The 25,087-nt window shown below is 56.6% G+C and carries 24 protein-coding genes; 7 read left to right on the forward strand and 17 right to left on the reverse strand.

Features of this window, described 5'->3' with window-relative positions:
- Positions 1-34: 34 nt before the first annotated feature.
- From ACTJJI_RS11550 to ACTJJI_RS11570, 5 genes are read right to left on the reverse strand one after another with little or no spacing between them, the layout of a single operon-like run.
- Positions 35-676, reverse strand: coding sequence for a DUF4310 family protein (locus tag ACTJJI_RS11550; RefSeq protein WP_008501407.1), 642 nt, complete (start codon positions 674-676; stop codon positions 35-37).
- Between the two features lie 13 nt (positions 677-689).
- Positions 690-1,466: a DUF4311 domain-containing protein gene (locus ACTJJI_RS11555; RefSeq protein WP_006810337.1), complete on the reverse strand. Its 777-nt coding sequence runs from the start codon at positions 1,464-1,466 to the stop codon at positions 690-692.
- Between the two features lie 22 nt (positions 1,467-1,488).
- Positions 1,489-1,788: a DUF4312 family protein gene (locus ACTJJI_RS11560; RefSeq protein ID WP_006810338.1), complete on the reverse strand. Its 300-nt coding sequence runs from the start codon at positions 1,786-1,788 to the stop codon at positions 1,489-1,491.
- A gap of 2 nt (positions 1,789-1,790) precedes the next feature.
- Positions 1,791-2,153 (reverse strand): SFCGS family glycine-rich protein, encoded by a 363-nt coding sequence (locus ACTJJI_RS11565; RefSeq protein WP_006179053.1) that lies wholly within the window; start codon positions 2,151-2,153, stop codon positions 1,791-1,793.
- Between the two features lie 10 nt (positions 2,154-2,163).
- On the reverse strand, positions 2,164-2,502 hold the full coding sequence (locus ACTJJI_RS11570) for a glycine dehydrogenase (protein WP_028027887.1): 339 nt from the start codon (positions 2,500-2,502) through the stop codon (positions 2,164-2,166).
- Positions 2,503-2,918: 416 nt separating this feature from the next.
- Between ACTJJI_RS11570 and ACTJJI_RS11575 the strand changes: the two genes are divergently transcribed.
- The gene (locus ACTJJI_RS11575) at positions 2,919-3,074 is read left to right on the forward strand and encodes a Hok/Gef family protein (protein ID WP_046887605.1); all 156 of its coding nucleotides are present in this window, start codon (positions 2,919-2,921) and stop codon (positions 3,072-3,074) included.
- Positions 3,075-3,143: 69 nt separating this feature from the next.
- Here the strand turns inward: ACTJJI_RS11575 and cybC are convergent, their stop codons facing one another.
- Both cybC and pmbA read right to left on the reverse strand, forming a co-directional pair.
- The gene (cybC, locus tag ACTJJI_RS11580) at positions 3,144-3,530 is read right to left on the reverse strand and encodes a cytochrome b562 (protein WP_014830441.1); all 387 of its coding nucleotides are present in this window, start codon (positions 3,528-3,530) and stop codon (positions 3,144-3,146) included.
- 41 nt (positions 3,531-3,571) lie between these two features.
- Positions 3,572-4,924, reverse strand: coding sequence for a metalloprotease PmbA (gene pmbA, locus ACTJJI_RS11585; RefSeq protein WP_440654131.1), 1,353 nt, complete (start codon positions 4,922-4,924; stop codon positions 3,572-3,574).
- Positions 4,925-5,019: 95 nt separating this feature from the next.
- Between pmbA and yjgA the strand changes: the two genes are divergently transcribed.
- Positions 5,020-5,571, forward strand: a complete 552-nt coding sequence (yjgA, locus tag ACTJJI_RS11590; protein WP_008501414.1) for a ribosome biogenesis factor YjgA — start codon at positions 5,020-5,022, stop codon at positions 5,569-5,571.
- Positions 5,572-5,661: 90 nt separating this feature from the next.
- Here yjgA and mpl read toward each other — a convergent pair whose 3' ends face one another.
- The gene (mpl, locus tag ACTJJI_RS11595) at positions 5,662-7,035 is read right to left on the reverse strand and encodes a UDP-N-acetylmuramate:L-alanyl-gamma-D-glutamyl-meso-diaminopimelate ligase (protein ID WP_014830439.1); all 1,374 of its coding nucleotides are present in this window, start codon (positions 7,033-7,035) and stop codon (positions 5,662-5,664) included.
- Between the two features lie 197 nt (positions 7,036-7,232).
- Between mpl and fbp the strand changes: the two genes are divergently transcribed.
- Both fbp and ACTJJI_RS11605 read left to right on the forward strand, forming a co-directional pair.
- Positions 7,233-8,231 carry a class 1 fructose-bisphosphatase gene (gene fbp / locus ACTJJI_RS11600; RefSeq protein ID WP_013095345.1) on the forward strand — a complete coding sequence of 333 codons (999 nt, stop codon included), beginning with the start codon at positions 7,233-7,235 and terminating at the stop codon, positions 8,229-8,231.
- Between the two features lie 150 nt (positions 8,232-8,381).
- A complete protein-coding gene (locus ACTJJI_RS11605; RefSeq protein ID WP_440654214.1) occupies positions 8,382-8,738 on the forward strand; it encodes a LysR family transcriptional regulator in 357 nt (118 codons plus the stop codon).
- On the opposite strand, the gene ACTJJI_RS11610 is transcribed toward ACTJJI_RS11605, so the two are convergent.
- The 5 genes from ACTJJI_RS11610 to ytfQ all read right to left on the reverse strand — a co-directional run bounded on the left by ACTJJI_RS11610 (position 8,710) and on the right by ytfQ (position 14,988).
- Positions 8,710-10,281 (reverse strand): methyl-accepting chemotaxis protein, encoded by a 1,572-nt coding sequence (locus ACTJJI_RS11610; RefSeq protein ID WP_046887604.1) that lies wholly within the window; start codon positions 10,279-10,281, stop codon positions 8,710-8,712. The two genes, ACTJJI_RS11605 and ACTJJI_RS11610, sit on opposite strands and share 29 nt — an antisense overlap.
- 93 nt (positions 10,282-10,374) lie before the next feature.
- Complete coding sequence (gene yjfF, locus ACTJJI_RS11615) at positions 10,375-11,376, reverse strand: galactofuranose ABC transporter, permease protein YjfF (protein ID WP_014830436.1); 1,002 nt, start codon at positions 11,374-11,376, stop codon at positions 10,375-10,377.
- Positions 11,363-12,388: a galactofuranose ABC transporter, ATP-binding protein YtfT gene (gene ytfT, locus ACTJJI_RS11620; protein WP_440654134.1), complete on the reverse strand. Its 1,026-nt coding sequence runs from the start codon at positions 12,386-12,388 to the stop codon at positions 11,363-11,365. The genes yjfF and ytfT overlap by 14 nt, the downstream gene beginning before the upstream one ends.
- A 10-nt stretch (positions 12,389-12,398) precedes the next feature.
- Positions 12,399-13,901, reverse strand: a complete 1,503-nt coding sequence (gene ytfR / locus ACTJJI_RS11625) for a galactofuranose ABC transporter, ATP-binding protein YtfR (RefSeq protein ID WP_014830434.1) — start codon at positions 13,899-13,901, stop codon at positions 12,399-12,401.
- Between the two features lie 130 nt (positions 13,902-14,031).
- Positions 14,032-14,988: a galactofuranose ABC transporter substrate-binding protein YtfQ gene (gene ytfQ, locus ACTJJI_RS11630; RefSeq protein WP_014882271.1), complete on the reverse strand. Its 957-nt coding sequence runs from the start codon at positions 14,986-14,988 to the stop codon at positions 14,032-14,034.
- A gap of 309 nt (positions 14,989-15,297) precedes the next feature.
- On the opposite strand from ytfQ, the gene ppa reads away from it, so the two are divergent.
- Positions 15,298-15,828 carry an inorganic diphosphatase gene (gene ppa / locus ACTJJI_RS11635; protein ID WP_008501423.1) on the forward strand — a complete coding sequence of 177 codons (531 nt, stop codon included), beginning with the start codon at positions 15,298-15,300 and terminating at the stop codon, positions 15,826-15,828.
- A gap of 130 nt (positions 15,829-15,958) precedes the next feature.
- Here the strand turns inward: ppa and ACTJJI_RS11640 are convergent, their stop codons facing one another.
- The 3 genes from ACTJJI_RS11640 to tamA are packed head-to-tail and all read right to left on the reverse strand — an operon-like array spanning position 15,959 to position 21,812.
- Positions 15,959-16,303 carry a gamma-glutamylcyclotransferase family protein gene (locus ACTJJI_RS11640; RefSeq protein WP_028027890.1) on the reverse strand — a complete coding sequence of 115 codons (345 nt, stop codon included), beginning with the start codon at positions 16,301-16,303 and terminating at the stop codon, positions 15,959-15,961.
- Between the two features lie 2 nt (positions 16,304-16,305).
- Positions 16,306-20,082 (reverse strand): autotransporter assembly complex protein TamB, encoded by a 3,777-nt coding sequence (gene tamB, locus ACTJJI_RS11645; RefSeq protein ID WP_440654138.1) that lies wholly within the window; start codon positions 20,080-20,082, stop codon positions 16,306-16,308.
- On the reverse strand, positions 20,079-21,812 hold the full coding sequence (gene tamA / locus ACTJJI_RS11650) for an autotransporter assembly complex protein TamA (RefSeq protein WP_046887600.1): 1,734 nt from the start codon (positions 21,810-21,812) through the stop codon (positions 20,079-20,081). The genes tamB and tamA overlap by 4 nt, the downstream gene beginning before the upstream one ends.
- A gap of 225 nt (positions 21,813-22,037) precedes the next feature.
- On the opposite strand from tamA, the gene msrA reads away from it, so the two are divergent.
- Entirely contained in the window at positions 22,038-22,679 is a 642-nt protein-coding gene (gene msrA / locus ACTJJI_RS11655) for a peptide-methionine (S)-S-oxide reductase MsrA (RefSeq protein WP_046887599.1), read from the forward strand.
- Here the strand turns inward: msrA and ACTJJI_RS11660 are convergent, their stop codons facing one another.
- Positions 22,680-23,738 carry a LacI family DNA-binding transcriptional regulator gene (locus ACTJJI_RS11660; RefSeq protein WP_050859672.1) on the reverse strand — a complete coding sequence of 353 codons (1,059 nt, stop codon included), beginning with the start codon at positions 23,736-23,738 and terminating at the stop codon, positions 22,680-22,682.
- A 192-nt stretch (positions 23,739-23,930) separates the two neighbouring features.
- Between ACTJJI_RS11660 and ACTJJI_RS11665 the strand changes: the two genes are divergently transcribed.
- A complete protein-coding gene (locus tag ACTJJI_RS11665) occupies positions 23,931-25,082 on the forward strand; it encodes a Gfo/Idh/MocA family protein (RefSeq protein ID WP_050859671.1) in 1,152 nt (383 codons plus the stop codon).
- The last annotated feature ends 5 nt before the right edge of the window (positions 25,083-25,087 follow it).

Genomic DNA, 25,087 nt, shown 5'->3' on the forward strand with positions numbered 1-25,087 from the left:
CCTGATAAGGCGGGCGCCAGCGCGCCCGCAGGTATTAAAGGGCGACCGGGAACAGCCAGCCTAAAATCATGGCGCCAAGGATGGCACCGCCGGTGATCGGCTTCTGCCAGATGTAGAACAGCAGCGCGCCCAGCAGGGAACCGACGCCAATCGGAATGGAAGCGGTCATGGCGCTGAGGATAATCAACGGCCCCAGAAAACGACCGGAGGCATTGCCCGCGCCCATCATCACGTCCGCCCCGTAGGTGGAGTTGCTCTGGTTGATGGTGAACTTACGCGCCAGGATGATGACGTAGCCGATCGCCAGACCAATCACCAGGCCGGTAATGAGCGCGGCAATGAAGTTGGTCACCGGGAACATGATCCCCGCGCCCAACAGCAGTGCCGGCACACCAAGACCCACGCCGGTCTGGATCGCCCCGCCGATATCAAGAATACCGACCAGCGAGCCTTCGATAATACGGGCGAACAGGAAGCTCGCGCCGAACGCCGCCACCGCGCCGTAGACGCCGGTATCAATCCCCGCCTTCAGCATCGCCACGAAGGCCACTTCGTTAAACGCACCAATGCCGTAGAGGTAGTACATGTGCGTCCCGGCAAATACGCCGGAGGAGAGCAGGCCAACGAAGATCGGGAACGACCAGTCGGCATACCAAAAACCTTTATTCTGTTCCATTCAGAGGCTCCTGTTATTTACCGCTGAGCGAGTTGTGGATCATGTCGAGCCAGTTCGGCACGGTCAGATGGAAGGATTCGATCATCTTCATGTCGAAGCCGCGGAAGAAGCCGCTCAGCACGAACAGCAGAACGATGGCCGCCATCATCACTTTGGTGACGTGGTTCCAGCCGCTCTCTTCCACGCCTTTACCGATCAGGATCCCCAATACCAGGCCCGGTACGGCGTTGCCCATGATCAGCTGCGCCGCGCCGCCGAAAATGGTGGCCCAGAAGCCGGATTTTTTACCCGCGTCGATGGCCGCCAGCCAGAAGATCACCGGCATCACGGTGTTCACCAGCAGGTTCGCCGCCGGTACCAGTACCTTCACGGCGGTGACCTGCAGCGCGGCCGGCACGGAGGAGGCAGTCAGGTTAAGGAAGGTGACGACAATCATGCCGATGATGCCGCAGGCAATCGCCATTTTGCGGGGATCGTGCAGCGTTTCGCCGACGTTACGGTTTTTGATCATCAAGGCTGCGGCACCCCAGTTTGGGATGATGCGGTGGTCTACGTCCTGTGTGAAGGCACCTGCGGCCACGGAAGAGGCCCAGGCGTTAAAGAAGAAGCCTAACCCAAAGGAGAAGTGGGACGCTGGATCCCCTTCGCAGGAGTTCAGTTCCCCCAACGTACGAAACGCGCCCATCCCCTGAGTGGTAGGCGCATGAAACATGCGTGCAGCCCCGGCCCCCACACCGACGCCCACCAGGCCGCCAATGATGAGCGATTTTATTAATATAATTAAGAACATCAGTCTGCCCTTTTATGAATAATCAGCGTTGCGTGACGAAATCCACCTGGTCAAGATTGATGGCGGTCACGTTGACGGTCACATCCAGCTCCACGCTGTAGGTGCGTCTTTCCCGGCGCAAAAAGAAGAACAGAAAGGCTTCTTTACGCACCGCTTCTTGCGCCTGAACGACCTGCACATCCTGTGGCTCAATACGCAGTAAGATATGCGGTGAGGCTTTCATCACCGCGGCCTGAACGTGGTTGAGCGCGTCGGCAAAGGCGCGCGCTTTGGCGTCGCCCTTCCCCTTCACTCTCACCGTGGTTGTGAACTGTTCTTTCATGCTTATGCGCCGTGCTTCTTCTGCCACGCCTGCACCAGACGCTCACCCAGCTCTTCTTTATCCATAAAGCCAAAGCCCAGCACGTTGCAGCCTTCGTTGATGGCGGTCACCCCCTCATCCACGGAGCGCATGCCGTATTTCGCTTTGTAGCCATATTTGGTTTGCGCCGTGATGGCACCCGCGCCGCCGCTGCCGCAGAAGGAGATGCCGAAGGTGGCGTTTTCCGCTTTCATGACGTCGCCGAGTTTCATATCTGCCGCCATACCCGGCACGACAACCGCACGTCCACCCGCTTTTTCCACACCGGCAGCCACTTTCTGGCCTTTACCCAGGCGATCGCCAATCACGACTGTAATCTGTTCCATGTGTTGCTCCTTAAAGGTTGTCTTTCGCGACTTCAAAGTGAACGGAGAGCAGCCAGGCTTCTTCGTCAGGAAGATTGCCAAACTGCGCTACCACTTCACGGGCGAGCCGCATTGAATCCGGTGAAATTTCGTCGAACAGCTCTGCCTCCACTTCCGGTAGCGGCTCGCCGGTCACGGACCGGTGCGCCATCGCGCGGACATGGGAGGTGAGCATCTGTTCCTGTACTGCATTGGGGATGATGTTGTGCCGGGCCAGCAGGGCATAAACCTGCTGCAGCATGGTGTTCGCGAGCTTTTCTGTTTGCTCCGCCTGATCCCCAACGTCGTTCATTACCGCTCCGTTACTCACTGGTCTTACCCCGTTAATGGCTCTGGAATAAAACTAACGTTGGCGATGGCGGGTTTGTAGCGAGTTGTTTTCCACTTCGAAGTGGAAAGGCGAGCCGCAGCAGTGATCTGTGCCACATAAATAGGCTGAATCTGGATAAATCGCTGTATTTACGTGATGAATATCACGTTATCTGACGGCAAATATGGGGAGAGCGAAGCGGAAAAGATTACGAGCCGACTCGTAGAAATGTGACGTGGATAAGGTTTTCTTATGGGGATTCGCTAGAGTGGCGGCGGGTGCTTGAGACTGACCGTCTCAGGCATGGGACGGAAAGTGGAAAGCCCCGCCTGATAAAAAATCAGGGCGGGGGCTCGAAACGACACGTCGGACCGTGGAGTTCGCTACCTCGCCCGCTTTACAGCAAGGAGGCATCCATGAAACGCCAATCCCCAAGTATCAGGGTTTTGATGATTATTTCTTTGACGATAATCATCTTAACGCTGGTGACGAGGAAAACACTGTGCGAGATCCGTTTTCGAAACGGCTCGCTTGAAGTGACCGCGCGGATGGAGTGTCGCTCCGGCAAGTAGGGAGCAAAGATGCGGGGGCGCTAACTGCGCCCCCGCATACGGGAAAGGACGTACAGCTCAGGCACCCAATTAACGATACTTTTTGTGATACGTGTTACGCGTCGCGACAAACTGGTCGGCTGCCGCCTGGGCTTCCTTCACTTTGCCTTCGTTAGCGAGCTTCAGCGCGCCGTCAATCTGACCAACCAGCACGTCAAAACCGTGGCGGTAGTCTTTCATCTCTGCGCTGTCTGCCGCTTTGCTTTCCAGCTTTGGCGGTGTCGCTTTTTGCGCGTCCAGCGCCGCTTCACGCATTTTGGTCAAAGCGCCTTTCATTTCCGCCGCATTGTCCGTCTTCTGAACGACCTTCAGGTTTTCACTGAGGATATCCATGTTATCTTCAAGATCGGCAGCAAACGCAGAAGAGCCAAGAACCAGCGTTGAAGCCGCGACGATCGCTAACAGATGTTTACGCATTGCTCACTTCCTTTTTTTATTATTAAAACGCTTTTCGGGTATTACTGGCCGGCGATTTTCATTTCCGGCAGTAATACAGAACCACACTGTATATTGCTACGTGTTTCAATATCGTTACCGACCGTAACGATATTGCGCCACATATCCTTCAGGTTGCCGGCAATGGTAATTTCGCTTACCGGATACTGAATTTCGCCGTTTTCGACCCAGAAACCCGCCGCCCCGCGAGAGTAATCCCCGGTGATGCCGCTCACGCCCTGGCCCATCAGTTCTGTGACGACCAGACCGGTGCCCATCTCTTTAAGCATCTGCTCAAAGTTCAGGCCCTGTCCGGCAATCCGCCAGTTATGAATGCCGCCTGCATGCCCGGTACTTTTCAGCCCAAGCTTGCGCGCGGAGTAGTTGGTCAGCAGCCACTGGGTCAGCACACCGTCTTTGACGATATCACGGCGTTCCGTGCGCACGCCTTCGCTGTCGAATGGCGTGGAGGCCAGCCCTTTCAGCAGATGCGGGTGCTCTTCAATGGTCAGCCATTCGGGCAGGATCTGTTTGCCCAGTGAGTCGAGCAGGAACGTCGATTTACGGTAAACCGATCCCCCGGCAATCGCCCCCACCAGATGACCAAACAGACCGGTCGCCACTTCATTGGCAAAAATGACCGGGGCTTTCATGGTGGAGAGCTTACGCGGCGACAGGCGAGACAGCGTGCGCTCGGCACACGCTTTACCCACCCACTCCGGCGACTGCAAATCGCCCAGCGCACGGCCGATGGTGTACGCGTAATCCCGCTCCATATCGCCGTTCTCTTCGGCGATCACGCAGCTGGAGAGCGAGTGACGGGTTGAGCAGTAGCCCTGCAGCATGCCATGCGAGTTGCCGAAGACTTTGATGCCGTAGTGGCTATTGAAACTGCCGCCTTCGGTATTGGTGATGCGTTTATCCGCCTGCAAAGACGCCTGTTCGGCACGCGCGGCCAGCTCGATGGCTTCATCCGGGGTGACTTCCGCCGGGTGGAAAAGATCGAGATCCGGGGCGTCAAACGCCAGCAGATCTTTATCCGCCACGCCAGCGTAAGGATCCGGGGAGGTGTAACGCGCAATATCCAGCGCCGCCTGCACCGTACGGGCAATGGCATCGGAGCTGAGATCGGTAGACGACGCGCTGCCTTTGCGATTCTGGTGATAGACCGTGATCCCCAGCGCCCCATCGCTGTTAAATTCTACATTCTCCACTTCGCCATAGCGGGTGCTCACGCTAATGCCGGTGGTTTTGCTGACCGCCACTTCGGCGCCATCTGATTTACCTGAAGCGAGCGTCAGCGCGGTGGAGACGGCTTCTTCCAGAATCTTACGCTGCGCTTCAACTTGTGAGGTTACTTTCATCGCAAATGCCATACTGTAAGAGAGAGTTAACTGAAGTCTAACAGAGAACCGTTTTTCAGTGCGCGTCTTAACTGGTAACATTAGCCTCTTTTTTTAAGGAGCCTGACATGACTAAGCAGCCCGAAGACTGGCTCGACGACGTTCCCGGTGATGACATCGAAGACGAAGATGATGAGATCATCTGGGTCAGTAAAAGTGAAATTAAACGCGACGCCGAAGAGTTAAAACAGCTTGGCGCAGAAATGGTGGAACTGGGTAAAAACGCGCTGGATAAGATCCCGCTCGACCAGGATCTGCGTGATGCCATTGAACTGGCACAGAAAATCAAAAAAGAAGGCCGTCGTCGCCAGCTTCAGCTTATCGGTAAAATGCTGCGTCAGCGCGACGTCGATCCGATCCGCCAGGCGCTGGATAAACTGAAAAACCGCCACAACCAGCAGGTTGCGCTGTTCCACAAGCTGGAGCAGATCCGCGATCGTCTGATTGAACAGGGTGATGACGCCGTACCGGAAGTCCTGAACCTGTGGCCGGATGCCGACCGCCAGCAGCTGCGTTCCTTGATCCGTAACGCGAAGAAAGAGAAAGAAGGGAATAAGCCGCCGAAGTCCGCGCGACTGATTTTCCAGTATCTGCGTGAGCTGTCTGAGAACGAAGAGTAATCTGTTCCCCTCACCCCGGCCCTCTCCCCAAAGGGGAGAGGGAGAAGAGAGAATGGAGGCCCGGTAAGCGCTAGCGCCACCGGGCTTTTTTTACTCTGCAGCCTCGGCCTTTTTCGCCAGACCGTCCAGCAGCTTCTGATGGATCCCACCAAAACCGCCGTTACTCATCACCAGAATATGGTCACCCGGCTGAGCGGCTTTCACCACCATATCCGCCAGAGCATCAACATCCGCACTCCAGTGCGCAGGCTGAATGCAGGCATCGGCCACTTCAGCTACCTGCCATGGAATATGCTGTGGCTGCAGCAGGAAGACTTCGTCAGCACGTCCTAAGGAAGGCGCGAGATCGTCTTTGCAGATGCCCATTTTCATGGTGTTAGAGCGTGGCTCCAGCACCGCCAGAATGCGCGCAGTACCGCCGACCTTGCCGCGTAACGCTGCAAGTGTTGCCAGAATAGCGGTTGGGTGATGTGCGAAATCGTCATACACCGTCACGCCGTGTGCTTCACCGCGCAACTCCAGACGGCGACGGGCATTAATAAACGAGCCCAGTGCATTCGCCGCGTCCGCAGGCTGAACACCCACATGGCGTGCGGCCGCGATCGCCATCAGGCCGTTGTGCATGTTGTGTTCGCCAACCAGGCCCCACTTCACCTCACCCACTTTCTCGCCGTCGAGCCACACTTCCCACTCCGAGGCATCCACGTTGCGTTTTTTCGCCTGCCAGTGGCCCTGCTCGCCCACCAGCTCCTGCTCGCTCCAGCAGCCCATTGCCATGGTCTGCTTAAGATTGATGTCGTTCTCCGGCAGGATAATACGGCCCTGGCCCGGAACGATGCGCACCAGGTGGTGGAACTGTTTCTGAATGGCTTTCAGGTCGTCAAAGATATCCGCATGATCGAACTCAAGGTTGTTGAGGATCAGCGTGCGCGGGCAGTAGTGTACAAACTTGGAGCGCTTGTCGAAGAACGCACAGTCGTACTCATCGGCTTCGATCACAAAGAACGGACTGTCACCGAGACGCGCAGACACGTCGAAGTTACCCGGAACGCCGCCGATCACAAAGCCCGGCTTGTAACCACAGGCTTCGAGGATCCAGGTCGCCATACCGGCGGTGGTGGTTTTGCCGTGCGTACCGGCCACGGCGACAACCCAACGGTCGCGCAGGACGAAATCATGCAGCCACTGTGGGCCAGACATGAACGGAATATTGCGTTCCAGTACCGCCTCAACGCACGGATTACCTCGCGTCATGGCGTTGCCAATGATCACCAGATCCGGCGCGGGATCCAGCTGGCTGGCATCATAACCCTGAATCAGAGAGATGCCCTGTTTCTCCAGAAGCGTGCTCATCGGCGGATACACATTGGCGTCCGAACCTGTCACTTCATGGCCCAGCGAGCGCGCCAGCATTGCCAGTCCGCCCATGAAAGTGCCACAAATCCCCAATATATGAATGCGCATACGTCACTATCCTTCTTCAATGTGGCGCACATTTTACTCACATGTTAGCGGGTGTGAAACGCATTTCAGGTAAATCCGTATATTGCTGGCGCGATTCACCACTGCGCTACTATTTGAATATTTGTTAAGATTGTTGGGCATTAGTCGTTTTAGTGAACATACAATCGCTCTACTCACAAAGATGCAGGGAAAGTGTTATGAAAACGTTAGGTGAATTTATTGTCGAAAAGCAGCACGAGTTTTCTCATGCTACCGGTGAACTCACTGCTTTACTGTCGGCAATAAAGCTGGGCGCTAAGATCATCCACCGTGATATCAACAAGGCCGGTCTGGTCGATATCCTGGGTGCCAGCGGTGCCGAGAACGTTCAGGGCGAGGTTCAACAGAAACTCGATCTGTTCGCAAATGAAAAACTGAAAGCTGCACTGCGCGCGCGCGACATCGTTGCGGGTATCGCCTCTGAAGAAGAAGATGAAATTGTCGTATTCGAAGGGTGTGAACACGCGAAATACGTTGTTCTGATGGATCCGCTGGACGGCTCCTCCAACATCGACGTTAACGTTTCTGTCGGTACCATTTTCTCCATCTACCGCCGCGTCACGCCTGTTGGCACGCCGGTGACAGAAGAAGATTTCCTGCAGCCGGGCAGTCAGCAGGTTGCTGCCGGTTATGTCGTGTATGGCTCCTCCACCATGCTGGTCTATACCACCGGCTGTGGCGTTCATGCCTTTACTTACGATCCGTCGCTGGGCGTCTTCTGCCTGTGTCAGGAACGTATGCGCTTCCCGGAGAAGGGCAACACCTACTCCATCAACGAAGGTAACTACATCAAGTTCCCGACTGGCGTGAAGAAGTACATCAAATTCTGCCAGGAAGAAGATAAAGCCACCCAGCGCCCTTACACCTCCCGCTATATCGGTTCCCTGGTTGCGGATTTCCACCGTAACCTGCTGAAAGGCGGCATCTACCTCTACCCAAGCACCGCCAGCCACCCGGACGGCAAGCTGCGTCTGCTGTATGAATGCAACCCGATGGCGTTCCTCGCTGAACAGGCGGGCGGCAAGGCGAGCGACGGTAAAGAGCGTATTCTGGACATCGTGCCAGAAAGTCTGCACCAGCGTCGTTCCTTCTTCGTCGGCAACAACCATATGGTTGAAGACGTTGAACGTTTTATCCGTGAGTATCCGGACGCGTAATACCACTCTCCCGGGGAGCCCGTCTGGCTCCCCAACCCATTTATATATTTTACCGTATAAGTGTTTATAAAAAACACGCTTTAATATTCAGATTCGCTCCTGCATTATTTCCATAACAGTTTGACGGATATTTCCTGGAGCGTAATCGTGATGAAAAACTATTCCCGTGCCAATACCGGCATTGATTTAAATCTTATTCCTGTCTTTATTGAAGTGATCCGCTGCGGCAGCATGGCGAAGGCCTCTGTCCGTCTGGAGATGTCGCGCCCGGCCGTGAGCCTGGCGTTAAAGCGCTTTAGCCAGCTTTTTGCTGAGCCGCTATTTTTCCGCAAAGGGTTATATCTTGAACCGACTGAAAAAGCGTTAACCTTAACCCGCTCGCTGGAAATATTACTTGGGAATATTCACGAAAATATTAGCGCAATTAATTCGCCGGAGAATAATACCCTGGCGCAGAGTGCACCAGGGCCGGGAAATATTATGCGGCAGTCTGCGTCGTCAGTTTGAATGATGACATGGCTTCCATCAGCTGGCGCGACTGCTCCTCCAGCGAGCGCGTCGCGGCAGAGGATTGCTGCACCAGCGCCGCATTCTGCTGCGCGGTTTCATCCATCTGATTCACCGCAATATTCACCTGTTCAATGCCACGGCTCTGTTCCTGAGACGCGGTAGCAATTTCGCGCATCAGTTTGGTCATGCGCAGCACTTCGGTGGCGATCTCATCCATCGTTTCGCCTGCCTGCTGCGCCAGCTCACTGCCCTCATTGACGTGAGTCTGCGAGTCGCTGATAAGCGAGCGGATCTCTTTTGCCGCATCAGCGCTGCGGCTGGCAAGATTGCGCACCTCGCCCGCAACGACGGCAAAACCGCGCCCCTGCTCGCCCGCACGCGCCGCTTCCACGGAGGCGTTCAGCGCCAGAATATTGGTCTGGAAGGCAATACCGTCAATAACGCTCAGTATGTCAGCAATGCGCGCCGAGCTGCCGGAGATATCACGCATTTTCTCAATTACATAGCAGACCATTTCGCTGCCGTGATCGGCGGTATCCGAGACAGATTTCGCCAGCTGGTGCGCCTGCTCGGCGTTATCCGCGTTGAGTTTCACCGTGGCGGTGATCTGTTCCATGCTGGCGGCGGTCTGCTCCAGCGAGGTGGCGGTGGATTCCGTGCGCTCGGCAAGATCCCTGTTTCCCGCCGTCAGCTCGCGGCTGCCGGTATCAATTTGCGAGCTGGCATCGCGGACCCGCAGCACCGAGTGCATCAGCGACTGACGCATCCCTTCGATAGCAGCGTTCAGACGGTTGAACTCCTGGCTCGCCGGGGCATTCAGCGTGTGGGTTAAATCCCCCGCGGCGACGTTTTCCAGCTGCGCAATCGACGCCGACAGCGGCTTGAGCAGCATGTGGCGCAACACCAGCCAGGCCAGCACAATGATACCTGCCGTCAGCAGCGCCGCGACAACGATCAGGATCAGAACCCGCGTTTTGCTCGACTGCACGGCGCTGACTTCCGCTTTCCCGCGCGCGTCGCTCCACATCTGGAACGCCTGCATATCGTTATCAAACTGCTTTGCCACCGGAATGAGCTTACTCTCCAGCAGATCGTAATAGCTGTCTGCGCTCTGTTCGTTCAGCGCTTTCAGCATTGGGTTGATCCCCTGCTGGTTATAAGCCGCCAGACTGGCCGCCACCTTATCCAGCAACTGCTGTCCCTGGGGATCGGCCACGCCTGCGTCGATCACGCCTTTCAGCGTTTTTTGCGCCAGGGCGATCTCCTGATTAATGCTTTTCACCGATTTCGCGGCATCGTCCAGCAGACCAATTTCCATCATTCTGACGGCCTGGCCCGCCTCGTTGCGCGCACGAAGGATCAGCGTATAGCCAGAATTGAGCTGCACCATCTGCTCACCCTGAAGGTGGTTGATGCGCTGAAGTGACGAAGAACTCTGTGTGAGGGCATAAATGCCAATGCCGCTGACAATCAGCAGCAGAAGGGTCATAACGGCCAGTAAAGAGAGCAAGCCGGTACGAATCGATAGCGTTTTAAGCATGATGTTATTTCCGGTAGCGAGATATTTCTGGGCATAAAAAAAGAGTATCGGCCGCTACCGGAAAATGTTTAGACTTTAAGCAAATTCAGTATGTTATCGCTCTGTTACTGATGTGTTCACGCGGGTAACAGGCGAGCTCTGGCGGTTCTCCCAGAGCACCGTCAGACCGCGCTGCAGGGCAATAAAAATAAACAGTAAAATGCCGATGGCGATTTTCGTCCACCACGAGCTGAGCGTGCCGTCAAAGTTGATATAGGTCTGGATCAGCCCCTGGATTGCCACGCCAAACAGTGTTCCCAGCACCGTCCCCACCCCGCCGCTGAGCAGCGTGCCGCCAATCACCACAGAGGCAATCGCATCCAGTTCAACGCCAACCCCGGCCAGCGCGTAACCCGCCTGGGTGTAAATGGAGAAGACAATCCCCGCCAGCGTCGCCAGCCCGGTGGAGAGCATATAGATGCGAATGGTGGTGCTGCGGGTGGAGATCCCCATCAGGTTGGCCGAGGTCGCGTTGCCGCCAATGGCATAAACCTGATTACCAAACCGGGTGCGATGGGCAAGGAAGATCCCAATCACCACCACGCCCAGCATCAGCAGCCCCATCGCGCTCAGGCGGCCACCGCCGGGGATTTTCCACGCCAGGCTGGAGAGCGTGTCGTACACCGGATGGTTGATCGGGATCGACTCCTCTGATACCAGGTAGCTCACGCCGCGCAGGAAGAACATCCCGGCAAGGGTAATGATAAAGGCCGGGATCTTGAGCGCGTCAATCAGAAGCCCCATAAAGGCGCCAAACGCACAGCCCATCACCAGCACCAGCGGGAAGGCCACCAGCGGCGAGATGCCCCAGAAACCGATCGCTTTGGCGAGGAACACGCCGGTAAAGGCGATCACCGACCCGACAGAGAGATCAATCCCTCCGGAGAGGATCACAAAGGTCATACCGACCGCGATGATGCCTAAAAAGGCGTTATCCGTCAGAATGTTGCAAATCACACGCGTCGAGGCGAACCCCGGGAACTGGGTCAGGCAGTAGAGATAACCCAGCACAAACACGCCCAGCGTGATCATTAACGGTAAATTACGTTTTATCATGGCCACGGATCCCCTTAATGATGCTGACAAAGCGCGGTGACTGAACGATCAGCACGCAGAGCACGACCACCGCTTTCACCACCTGGTTGAGCTCCGGCTGGAACCCGGAAAGCAGGATCCCGGTGTTCATCCCCTGAATGATCAGCGCGCCAATCACCGAGAGCAGCAGGTTAAAACGCCCGCCCATCAGCGACCCGCCGCCAATCACCACCGCCAGGATCGCATCCAGCTCCAGCCACAGCCCGGCGTTGTTGGCATCGGCCCCACGAATATCTGCCGCGACGATCACCCCGGCAATGGCGGCGCACACGCCGCTCAGCACGTAGGTCAACATCACCATCAGCCGGGTGTTGACGCCTGCGTTGCGCGCGCCGCGAATATTAATCCCCACCGCTTCAATGAACATGCCGAGCGCCGTTTTGCGGGTGAAGAGCCAGAACACCACCAACGTCACCAGCGCAATGATGACCGGCGTGGGGAAGAAGAGCAGCTTACCGCTCCCGAGCCACGCCAGGTTCGGCGAGTTAAAAGTAACAATCTGCCCCGAGGTGATAAGCTGCGCCACACCGCGCCCGGCCACCATCAAAATCAGCGTGGCAACAAACGGCTGGATTTTAAGCACCGCCACCAGAATGCCGTTCCACAGCCCGGCCAGCACGCCGGTGCCTAACGCCGCCAGCAATACCACCGGCAGGCTGTGCCCGGCGACGGTCATCGAGGCCGCCGTCGCCCCGGCAATCGCCATCACCGCGCCAACGGAAAGGTCGATCCCGCCGGTGGCGATCACCAGCGTCATGCCAATGGCCAGCAGCGCCACGGGCGCAGCACGGTTTAGAATGTCTATCGGACTGCCGAACAGACGGCCATCCTGCACGATTATCTGGAAGAAATGCGGTGCGACCAGGCTATCGACCAGCAACACCACCAGCAGCGCGGCGATTTGCGGCGTGCCGGTTGGCCAGCTGAAGCGGCGCTTTGTTTCGCCAGTTTGCGAAAGCGAACGAGACATCACGATTCACTCCTTACGCCGCGATGGCATTCATGATTGCCGGAACGGACAGTTTATCCAGCGGGATCTCTGCCACCTGCTTGCGATCGCGCATGATGATGACGCGATCGGCATAGCCCACCAGCTCCTCCAGTTCAGACGAGATGACCAGCAGCGCCAGCCCGTCCGCGCACAGGGTTTCGATAAGGCGGATAATTTCGGCGTGCGCCCCCACGTCAATGCCACGGGTCGGTTCATCGAGGATCAGGAACTGAGGTTTGGTCAGCAGCCAGCGGGAAAGCAGCACCTTCTGCTGGTTGCCGCCGGAGAGAAACTCTATTGGCTGTTCCGCACTCGGGGTACGGATACCGAGCTGGCGAATAAAGCGCTCGGCAATGGCGTTTTGCTCTTTCCGTGGGATCGGCCGCAGCCAGCCACGCTGTGCCTGCAGGGCCAGAATGATATTTTCCCGCACCGAGGCGGCGGCAATAATGCCATCCGTTTTTCTGTCTTCCGGGCAGAAGCCCACCCCCAGGCAGGAAGCCTGATGCGGCGAGCGCAGGGCTTGCGGTTTACCTTTGATCAGCGCGGTGCCGCTGTCTGCTGGCTTGATCCCGAAGATCACCTCGGCGGTTTCGGTACGACCCGAGCCTAACAGCCCCGCCAGACCGACAATTTCACCGGGGCGCACCTCCAGGTTAAACGGTGAGATGACCCCTTTCTTACCGAAATCGCTGAACGCGGCGACCGGTTTCTCACTCAGCAGCGTACGCCCGGCGCGCTGGAGTGCATTGGTATCCAGCTCGCGGCCGAGCATCATTTTGACCAGTTCAATCTGCGGTAGCTCGCGCGTTTCGCGGCAACCGACAAAGCTGCCATTGCGCAGCACCGTAATGCGATCGCTCACCTCATACACCTGATCGAGGAAGTGAGTGACGAAGATCAGGCTCACGCCCTGATTGCGCAGCTGACGCATCAGGGTAAAGAGCATCTCCACTTCCTGGGTATCGAGGCTGGCGGTGGGCTCATCAAGGATCAGCACTTTTGCCGAGAGGTCGATCGCGCGACAAATCGCGACAATCTGCTGCATGGCGACGGAAAAACGGTTCAGCGGCTCGCGTACGTCGAGAGAGAAGCCGTAAGACGCCATCAGTTTTGTCGCCCGCGCTTCCATCTCCTTGCGGCGAAGCAGACCAAAGCGTCGTGGCTCCCGGCCAATAAACAGGTTATCCGCCACCGACATATTCGGCAGCAGGTTCACTTCCTGGTACACCGTCCCGATCCCCAGCTGTTGCGCATGGGCGGTATTCTTGGGTGATATGGCATTACCTTCCAGCCAGATGGTGCCGCGATCGGCGTGATAAACCCCGGTCAGGGCTTTAATCAGCGTCGATTTCCCCGCACCGTTCTCGCCCAGCAACGCCATGATCTCGCCGCGTCGCAGGCTAAAATCAACGTTATCCAGCGCTTTTACGCCGGGAAAGAATTTACTCAAGCCCTCTGTGCGGAGGATTTCCTGGTGTTGTTCAGTGGTCATGGTTCCCCCTCACCCTGACCCTCTCCCCGGAGGGGAGAGGGGATTGATCGTGCCAATTGTTAATTTCCAGCTCCGCCCTGCCTTTCTCCCTCTCCCTTCCGGGAGAGGGCTGGGGTGAGGGGCGAGAGGCTTAGTAGCCCATATTTTTCTTCTTCTCTAACTCTTCTTTGGCGGTATCCGGCAGGTAGAGGGTGGATTTGGTGACCGTCACCTTCTCAGGCATCGTGCCGTCCTTCTTGAATTTCTCCAGCGCATCGAATGCCGGACCGGCCATGTTTGGCGTGAGCTCCACGCTGGCGTTGGCTTCGCCGTCGATCATCGCTTTGTAGATGTCTGGCACGCCGTCGATAGAGCCGGTGAGGATATCTTTGCCCGGTTTCAGGCCCGCTTCTTTAATCGCCTGAATCGCCCCGATCACCATGTCATCGTTGTGGGCGTAAACCATGCAGATGTTCTTGCCGTTGTTTTCAGCCTTGATAAAGCTCTCCATGACCTCTTTACCTTTACTGCGGGTAAAGTCGCCGGACTGAGAACGGATAATTTTAATGTTTGGCGCTTTGGCGATGGCCTCAGCAAACCCCTTCTTACGGTCGATGGCCACGCTCGCGCCGACCGTCCCCTGCAGTTCAACGACGTTACACGGCTTGCCATCCACCTGTTTCACCAGCCAGTCACCAATTAATTGCCCTTCAAGAACGTTGTTGGCGGTCACGGTGGTCATATAGAGAGATTTGTCTTTTACATCAATGGAACGATCGAGCAGGAAGACCGGGATCTCAGCATCTTTCGCTTCCTTCAGGACAGGCTCCCAGCCGGTCGCCACAACGGGCGCAATAAAGATGGCATCCACACCCTGCGCGATAAACGAACGCACGGCTTTAATCTGGTTTTCCTGTTTTTGCTGACCATCGGCGATCTTCAGCGTGATGCCGCGTTTCTGGGCCTCGCTTTTCGCAACGTTGGTTTCTGCCGCACGCCAGCCTGATTCAGAGCCGACCTGCGAAAATCCTACGGTTAAAGGTGCGGCCATCGCCATAGACGACATGGCTGCCGAAACTGCTGTGACAAGAAGTAAGCGCTTCCACATATGAACGTCCTCGTAGGGTGAGTTATTGTTGGTTAAAAGATGTTCTGCGAAATGACTATAGCCAATGAAATATGTAACGAATTGCGTTACATCACACTTCAGAAAAGTGAATAAAACGTTAATCACAAGTTTGTAATCGCTTTCATTTCTCCATGAAAAATGCGGCTGAGTTTATGGATTTTTCTGTCATGGAATCGGTCTGAAAAGTGAGACGAACGCGGTGAGAAGACGAAAACAGGCGGAGACATTCAGCGCCAGTTGGCTATAATACCTGCCACTTGTTTACCATCCATTTTAAAGGACACAGACATGAGCTTACTCAACGTCCCTGCGGGTAAAGAACTGCCAGAAGACATCTACGTTGTTATCGAAATCCCGGCTAACGCAGATCCTATCAAATACGAAGTGGACAAAGAGAGCGGTGCGCTGTTTGTAGACCGTTTCATGTCTACCGCGATGTTCTACCCATGCAACTACGGTTACATCAACCACACCCTGTCTCTGGACGGTGACCCGGTTGACGTGCTGGTTCCAACGCCATACCCACTGCAGCCAGGCGCTGTCATTCGCTGCCGCCCGGTTGGCGTGCTGAAAATGACCGACGAATCCGGCGAAGATGCGAAACTGGTTGCGGTACCGCACACCAAGCTGAGCAAAGAGTACGATCACATCAAAGATGTGAACGACCTGCCAGAACTGCTGAAAGCGCAGATCACTCACTTCTTCGAGCACTACAAAGACCTCGAAAAAGGCAAGTGGGTTAAAGTTGACGGCTGGGACAACGCAGAAGCGGCGAAAGCAGAAATCATCGCCTCTTTCGAACGCGCTGCTAAGAAGTAATTCTCACTGCACATCGATAAAGCCCCGCTGGTCGGGGCTTTTTTGTGGCTGGAGAGTTTTGCCCGGCAGCGCTACGCTTACCCGGCAAGAGGCACAAAAAACAACGCCACCTCACGGTGGCGTTGTCTTTTCAGTACTGGTCTCTGTCTAACCAGTTACCGCTTACAATCCGCGTTAACCCTTCGACCGGACGCTGGTAGACGTACATCCACGCACTTCCGTACGGCGTCTGGATCAACTGGCGCGCGTATTCACCGCCCCTGGTGCGCAAGGCATCAAGTTCGGCAAGTGTCGCGTTATCAATACGATAAACTTCACCGTGTACTGTTCCTTCGCCGGGAACCGCGCCTGGATAGTGGCCCAGGCTGTACAACTGGTAGTTTTCGATATTGTAATTCCCCAGCAGCAGGGCATTGGTCATCCAGTGACTGTTGCCTTGCTTGGTTCGTAAACTGCCGTAGACAAATATTCGCATTGCTAAAACTCAAACTGATAGAGCAGATCAAGTGCCTGGTCTACGCCGGACACTGCTTCCAGATATAGCTTAGGCATCAGGCGATAGCGTAACGTGAGAGTTGCCAGCGAGTCAAAGATCCCCACGCCATATTTTACCTGCAGACCCGGCAGTACATAACCGCTGACCACTACCTGCGAGGAGTCACCCACGCCCTGGGTGTCCAGCGCCAGATTACTTACGCCAAACGTCTCACCGATTTTACCCACAACCTGACCACTTTGTGCAACCCCCAGACCCACTAACATCGAGGTCATTGCCGCACTGTCGCTTTGGCCGCTATCCAGGCCCTGGCCACGCAGCAGATAAGAGAGCGCTTCCTGCTGTGACATGGCCGGGTCGGAGAAGATCTCCGCCTTCGGCTCGTCGGCCGAACCGGTGACGCGCACGCCCGCAATCACGTCGTTTTCTGTCGCTTCCGGGTTACGAATCGCTTCAATATTGAGCAGCGGCTGATCCGGTGGACCGGAGAACAGCAGTTCACCTTTACGCACAATCAGATCCTGACCATAGGCATGGAAGCGCCCCTCAGGAATATTGATCTGCCCGTTCAGGCCAAGCCCCTGTTTATCCTGCGCCACTTTCAGGTCGCCCGTCAGACGTGCCTTCAGCCCAAACGCGTTCAGACGCACGTTGTTCCCCACGTGCACGGTAAGATTGCTGTTGATCGGGATGCCCGCGCTCTTCTGATCAACCGGCTTGAGGTTGTTGTCGAGCATCACCTCATCACTGGAGACACCTACCGCGCTTTCCGGCACCTCGTGGACCACGATGCGCGCCCACGGCACGTCAACGTTGCCGTCGAGGGTAAAGAGGCTTGGTGTCGCTTCAAAGACGATATCCGGCGACACGTCCAGGCGTACCATTGGCGGCACGGTGATCCTCACCTTGCTGCCTTTCGCGGCGATACGGGCGCGCCAGTTATCAAGCTGGCTCCAGTCGGCGTCACCGCTGAGGTTGATTTGCCCCTGCTGGGTCAGCACCGAACCGTTCAGCGTTGAGCTCATCCCGTTGAAGTTCATCGTAATCTGGCTTGGCTGCATATCGAACGGCATAAAGTTACCGTCGATATCCACGCCGTTGAGTTGCATCTGCCCGAACAGCTGCGGGCTTTGCGCGTCCCCCGCCAGCCGCAGGTTCGCGTTGAGCATCCCCGCCGCTTTTTCACCGCGCGAGAAAATCGGGTTAACCATCGCCAGGTTGAAGTTGCGGATAGTGACGTTCCCGCCCAGATTACGTCGCCCTTGTGGGTCGTTAATCTGCACCTTACCGTCAAACTGACCGTTGTTGGTCAGGCGGATAAGCCATCCCAGCTCGGCCCGGTTGTTGTGCAGATCGGCGCTCAGGTTCAGGGTATCAAACGCCACCGGCAGCGGCGCGTTGTTGACCTCCTGGGTCACCTTCACGTTGCGCCCAGAGAGCGTTACGCTGCCCTGTGGCAGCCCCTCTTTGGTGGTATCCCAGGCCACATCGGCCTTCCCGCTAAAGACGCCGCTCGCCTGGGTGGTATCCGGCATGAACGGTTTTAACATCGCCAGATCAAAACGATTGAGGGTGATCTGCGCACGCCCTTCTGCCCCGGCGTCAATGGTTTGCGGCACACACAGTTCCGCATTCGGGTTAGTCCAGCAGTGCGGCCCGATGCTGATTTTTTGTTCGGCATTGCGGTAGTCCAGGGCAATAGCGCGTGACAGCACCAGTGGCCCAACCGGGGTATTGAAACGGGTGTTGTCGAGCGTCCCTTTCCAGCGCTCCGCTTTGAGGTCGAAGCTCCCCGTCAGGTGAAGCTGCCCGGAAACCGGCTCGCCCTGCACGCGCAGTTGGAGGTCGTGCTGCTTCTCGTTGCCTTTGGCATCCAGGGTCACCAGATTAATGTTCACGTCCGGCTGAGAAATGCGCTCCACGCGCAGGTTCAGATTGCCGCCGATCTGGTCGGTGGATTTCACATCCCCGTCAACGCGAACGCGGGCGATGGACAGCTCCTGCCAGCGCAGGTTACTGGCCGTGATATCCGCCAGCAACTGCGGTGCATCCACCGTGCCGCGCACCTTAAGCAGCCCCTTCGCCGTACCGCCAAGGCCCGGCAGGGCGTTATCCAGATTTGGTGCGTCGATAGTGGCGTCCAGGTTGAGCTCTTTCACGCCCAGCTCGCCTTTGATATCCGCCGTGTTGCGCCCCAGCGCCACGTGCAGACCCGGGATCATCCACTGCAGGTAGCTGTTGCCTTTGAGCGAACCTTCAACGTTAACCTTGTTCTGCTTCACGTTACCGGTGAGCTTAATTTCCGGGACATCCATCTGCCACGTGCCGCCGTACAGGCTGCCACGGGTTTTGATGAGACCATCCAGTTTTGACGGCCAGTCCGGCACCTCTTTCGCCGTGTTAATCCCCGAGAGCTTCAGCTCACCGCGCCAGCTGATCGCCTGCTGCCAGTCGAGCAGCGCGGTCAGCTCGGTTTTGCCTTCCAGCGCCGCTACGGTCAGTTTGTCGAGATTAACCTGCTGTTCATTGCCTTTTGCATCCAGCGTGATCGTGGCTGGCGGCACACCTTGCCCCTTCACGGCGGTGCGGAACGACAGGGTGTAATCGGTCATCTTGCCGCTCAGCTTCAGCTTCAGGTCATCGGCCTGGAACTGTTTTTCGCCGGTGAACGGCCAGTACAGCTGCTTGCTGACCACCTCAAGATTAAGCGGCAATCCGGCTTCCGCCAGTTGGGTTTGCGCCCGCAGGACCATGTCCACCGGGCCGGAGAGATTCACCCCGACATCCAGCTTGTCGCGTAGCGCGCCGCCCACTTTCACCTTCACCTTTTCGCCTTTCAGCGGGTCGATGTTGAGCGCGCTGTTCAGGGTAATATCCACCGGCCAGTTGTCACGCAGCAGGGCATGACCCGAGGCATTGACAGAGCCCTGGTTGGTGTCGATATCCAGCGCGTCGAGCTTCATGTTGCCGTCGATACTGCTGACCTTCAGCAACATGTTATAGACCGTGAGATCGGTGTCACCGGTCAGACGCAGCTGCTCGCCCTTGAACGCTTCGATATTCAGGTTCAGCGGCAGATGCACATCCGTCATCTCCGGCAGGACGGGCTTTGAGAACAGATCTTTCAGCGTTTCACCCAGCGGTTTCTCTTCCGGCTGTGGGTTCTGGATCTTCGGCTCGACAATCTCTTCCTGCGCTACGTCCGCTACCTTCGGCAGCGCGATCAGCAATCCCTGCAAGGAGGTTGGCGTCAGGGTGAGGTTTTTCTCCTGCCAGCGCAGGCCGGAGGTGAAATCCATCACCGACACGGTGGTGTCGTCGATTTTGATATTCACGTTGTCCAGCGCCACCCGATAAAAGGCGATGGGGTACGGTGTAGAGAGATTCAGCGGGCCGCTGTCCTCTTCTTCAACCGGCGCTGATTTCGGCATTTTCTTCGAATCAATCGCCACGTTCACATCTTTTAGCGACAGATCGTTGACGCAGAGCTTACTGTCCCGCAGGCAACCCAGCCTGACGGCAAGGTGAAACTCGCCCGCGTTGACCGCAACGCCAGGCTGCTCGTAGCGAATATTCTTCAGACGTAGATCGCGCCAGCCGCCCGTGACCTGGCCGATTTCCAGCCCGGGTACCCAGCGGTTCGCCGCGTTAAACAGCAGATGCAGGCCGGTTGTCGTTCCCACCAGAAACGCCACCGTACCGAGCAGCAGCACGATAAAAATCAGTACTCCGAGGCTTATCTTCTTCCATAAACTCATAATTCAGGCCCCAGACCGATGTAAAACTGTAAACCGTGTTCTTCTTTGTCACCCACCGGCACGGCGAAGTCGAGCTTGATGGGCCCGACGGGTGACTGCCAGCGCACGCCTACGCCCGCGCCGGTTTTGAAATCGCTGCGGCGGATATCGCTTACCGCTTCGCCGCCGTCCACAAACATCGCGCCCCACCATTTTCCGCTGACGTTGTACTGGTACTCCAGCGAGCCGGTCGCCAGCTTGGAGGCCCCGATCAGCTTACCGTCATCATCTTTAGGCGCGATGGATTTGTATTTATAGCCGCGGATACTGCGGTCGCCCCCGGCGAAGAAGCGCAGGTCAGGCGGGACTTTGTCGAAGTCGCCGGTTTCAATCCAGCCGAGGTTGCCGCGCATCACAAAGCGGTGTTTGTCATACAGCGTACGGATCCAGACGTTTTGCGCCTGAATCACCGAGAAATCCACATCGGAACCCCACATGGTGTTGGAGTAATCGATAGAGTAACGCTGGGAATCCCCCCAGGTCGGCATCAGGCCGCCGCGTGAGCGGGTACGGCTGATCATCACCCCAGGATAGAGCAGCATGGTGGTGTTGGTGACGTTGGCCTGGGTAAAGTGGTCAAGACTCCAGCGCAGGTTAATGGCGCGCTGCCAGCCGCTGGAGAGATCCCAGAAGCGGGATACAGCAAGCGTGGTGGAATCAGACTCGGTATCGTTCAGATCGGTACGCTTAAAGCCCCCCTGAACCAGGTAGTACTGCTCAAGCGGGTTTTTCAGCAGCGGTATTTTGTAGCTGAAGTCGAGCTGCTGTTCCGGCGAAGAGATACTGGCGCTGGTGGTCAGGCTATGGCCGTACGAGTTCATCCACGGCTTTTTCCAGGTCGCCCTCACGCGCGGCCCCACGTCCGTCGAATAGCCAGCCCCGGTCTCAATGGTGTTTTCGGTGCGGGGTGAAACCACACCGTGCAGTGGTAATACCTTGGTTTTGCGTGATTTTTCAAACTCTGGTGCGACAACCACCGAATTAAACCACCCGGTTGCCGACAGGCGGCGGTTCAGCTCGGCCAAATCGCGTGACTGGTAGTAGTCACCCTTTTTGAACGGCACGAGGTTTTGCAGATACTCTTCACGAATTTGCGAGCCTTCGAACGTCACATCGCCAAAGCGGTAGCGTTCGCCGCTGTCGTAGTCGATATCCCAGAAGGCCTGGCGTCGGTCCAGCGCAATGCCCAGCTGGCTTTTATTGAACTGGCTGTCGAAGTAGCCCTTACGTAAGGAGACGCTGGTTAGCGATTTTTTGAAACTGTCGTAATCACCGTGATTCAGTACGGTACCGATTTTAGGTCGCGTGCTGAGCAGATCCAGGTAATCGCGATCGGTACGCGCGCCGCCGCGTAACACCACATTGGTGCCACCAATCAACACCGGCTCCCCCGGTGAAACGCGGGCAATAAGCACCTGCCGCCCCTTCTTTGGCGGCGGGCGGAGATCGAAATCGATGGTAGGTTCGTAATATCCCAGCGCTTTTAGCCCCTCGCGGATAGCATCATCCACGCGCGCGCGAAAACGCCGGTCTGGCGTCACTTCGTCACTTTCAATCGTCGACAGCTGTGCGCGCACGTTTTTTTCCAGCGCCCCGGATAACCCCTCAACCTGCAAACGGACATTCGCCGCGCTGGCAACCCCGCTTGTCAGCAACACACTGACCAAACATAACTGGCGGATTTTTGTCACGTTCTCTCCTGAATATCCCTGTTTCCACCCTGGAAGCAAATGAAGTGCCGCTCCGCGGCAAAAGACGGCCTGTTAGCCAAAAAACCCAATTCTCGGGTTGAAAAAGGGTGTAACACCCAAATATTTCTTATGATTAAATCTAGACTCATTCAGCGCATTTATTGTGTTCAATTAAACGCTTCGTGACAACCTTAACCGAAACATCGCACCCCGGGAGGCCCCATCGTGAGTTTATTCGACAAAAAGCATCTGGTTTCACAAGCAGATGCATTACCGGGACGCAACACCCCTATGCCAGTCGCAACCTTACATGCCGTGAATGGCCATTCCATGACCAACGTACCTGAAGGTATGGAAATCGCCCTGTTTGCCATGGGCTGCTTCTGGGGCGTGGAACGCCTCTACTGGCAGTTGCCTGGCGTCTACAGCACCGCGGCGGGCTACACCGGCGGATATACGCCAAACCCCACCTACCGCGAAGTTTGCTCCGGCGAGACCGGTCATGCTGAAGCCGTACGCGTGGTATACGACCCGTCCGTCATCAGCTATGAACAGCTGCTGCAGGTGTTCTGGGAAAACCACGACCCGGCGCAGGGTATGCGTCAGGGTAATGACCATGGCACCCAGTATCGTTCGGCGATTTATCCGCTCACGCCGGAGCAGGAAGCCGCCGCACTTGCCAGTAAGGACCGTTTCCAGCAGGCCATGCGCGACGCAGGTGATACGCGCGAGGTGACAACGGAAATCACCACCGCGAAGCCGTTCTACTATGCCGAGGACGACCACCAGCAGTATCTGCACAAAAATCCGTACGGCTACTGCGGTATCGGGGGCATCGGCGTGTGCCTGCCGCCGCAGCTTGCCTGATTACTGATCCAGCGCCACGCGAGCCGCGTGGCGCGTGGCATTACTGACTGAGCCGTAATCCATGACTTTGCCCTGCAACAGCAGGTTATAGACCGGCGCCTGTGGTCGGTTGAGCCGCGTTTGCAGCAGGTGTACGGCCTCTATCCCCAGTTCACGGCAGGGCACCGTGACGCCCGTGATCGGCTTTTCCAGACGGTGCGCTAAATTCCATGCAAAATCGGTCGTAATGAGCGAAATGTCTTCCGGAATGCGCAGCCCGTGGCGCGTTAGCGCCCTGATCACCCCCTCCGTCATGCTGGTACTGTTCGGGAAAATCACCTCTGGCCACTGCGATCTGTCATGACTTAACAGCCATGCATCCAGCGCCCGCTCGGCCTCCTCTGCCGTAAACCACTCTGTTACCAGCAAATCACGCTGGGGATCAAAGGCCACGTGAAAATGGCGGTACGCCTCTTTAATGCCGTCCAGACGCGCATACAGCGTCTCACGCCGCAGGCAGGTGAGCGTGAGCACACGGCGGTGCCCCTGCTCAAAAAGGTACTGCATGGCGGTGAAACCAATCGCCCGGTGATCGGGTGACACGGCGTCCAGCACCCGATCCCGATCAACGGAGTTAATCAATACGCAGGGCTTATTCAGCGTGCTCGCCAGTTTAAAGATGGTGGAATCATCAGTCCCAATAATAATTATCGCGTTGATATTCTTATGGCTGGCCTTTTCCATAAATAATTTCACGTCGGCGTGCTGCTCTTCTAAGCCACAGCAACTGACCCACACGTTATGCGGGGCGCACGCTTCTGCAATGCCTTTGGTCACTTCCAGATAAAAAATGTCTCCACGTCCCTGAAAGGTTCTTTCCGGAGCAAAAACAGCGATACCGTTAATTAACAGCCGTCCGCATGCCATTGCCTCCAGAACACCTAATTCGCGCGCGGTGCGAACGATCGCGTCACGGGCTTTATCGCTGGCATAAGACTTGCCGCTTAATACCCGCGAAACCGTGCTGACGGAATACCCCGTCAGGGTCGCAATCTCCTCCATTTTTAACCTGCCCGGCATAGTGTGACCTCGCTCTCAATCAGTTTTTGCAAATATTTGCAGAAACAGCGCTTTGATTTTAAAACCAAATTTCAGAGAGCCTGGAGATTACTTAAACAGCTTGCGAGTATTCTCACAAAAACACATTGTCGCTGCGGCTCCCCTTTCCTATTTTCCGGTCATCCCTCATTTCAACTGAAATTAAGGTGTGACATGGAGAAGGTACGTTTTGGCATTATCGGAATAGGTAATATCGGTACGGTCCACGCGCGTTATTTACTGGCGGGTACGGTCAGTGACGCCTGCCTGGCGGCGGTTTGTGATAATGCACCGGAAAAGCATCCGGCCATTCGCCAGCTGGTCGGCTCCCTCCCCCTCTTCAGCGACGCGCAGGAGATGCTCCAGAGCGGGCTTATCGACGCGGTGATTGTCGCGACGCCGCACTACGAGCATCCGCGTCTGTCGATGCTGGCGATGCGCCACGGCATCCACACCCTGTGTGAAAAACCGGCGGGCGTGTATACCGCCCAGGTTCAGGAGATGAACGCCTGCGCCCGGGAGTGTGATGTGGTGTTCGGCATCATGTACAACCAGCGCCCGAACCCGCTCTATCAGAAGGTGAAAGATCTGATCGACAGCGGTGAGCTGGGTGAGATCCGCCGCTCCAACTGGATCATTACCAACTGGTATCGCTCGCAGAGCTACTACAACTCCGGCGGCTGGCGCGCTACCTGGAAAGGGGAAGGCGGCGGCGTACTGCTCAATCAGGACCCGCATCAGCTCGATCTCTGGCAGTGGCTGGTTGGTATGCCGATCCGTCTGCGCGCGTTTTGCCAGTTTGGTAAGCACCGCGACATTGAAGTGGAAGACGAAGTCACCGCCTACGCTGAGTATGCCAACGGTGCGACGGGCGTGTTTATCACGACCGTGGCAGAAACACCGGGGACCAACCGGCTGGAGATCGTCGGCGATCGCGGCAAGGTGGTCGTCGAAGAAGGGAAACTGCGCTACTGGCGGCTGCGGGAATCCGAAACCGCCTTCAACGCCCGCTGGCAAAACGGCTTTGGTGAACCGGAATGCTGGGAGGTCACGCTTCCCGTCGGCCCGGAATGCAGCGAACACCACGTCATTACCGCCAATTTCTGCGGCGCTATCCTGCGCGGCGAGCCACTCATTGCCCCGGGGCTGGAAGGGATCCACGGGTTAACGCTCTCCAACGCCATGCACCTCTCCACCTGGACCGACGACTGGGTCGACCTCCCGCTCAACGAGAAACAGTATCTGCGCTTGCTTCAACAGCGTATCAGCACCTCAGTGGCTAAAGAGACCGCCAGCGTCACGCTGGATGCCTCCGGCACCTGGTAACTCAG

Origin of the sequence: Enterobacter sp. 22466, from assembly GCF_052044775.1 — a bacterium.
Lineage (GTDB): Bacteria > Pseudomonadota > Gammaproteobacteria > Enterobacterales > Enterobacteriaceae > Enterobacter > Enterobacter dissolvens.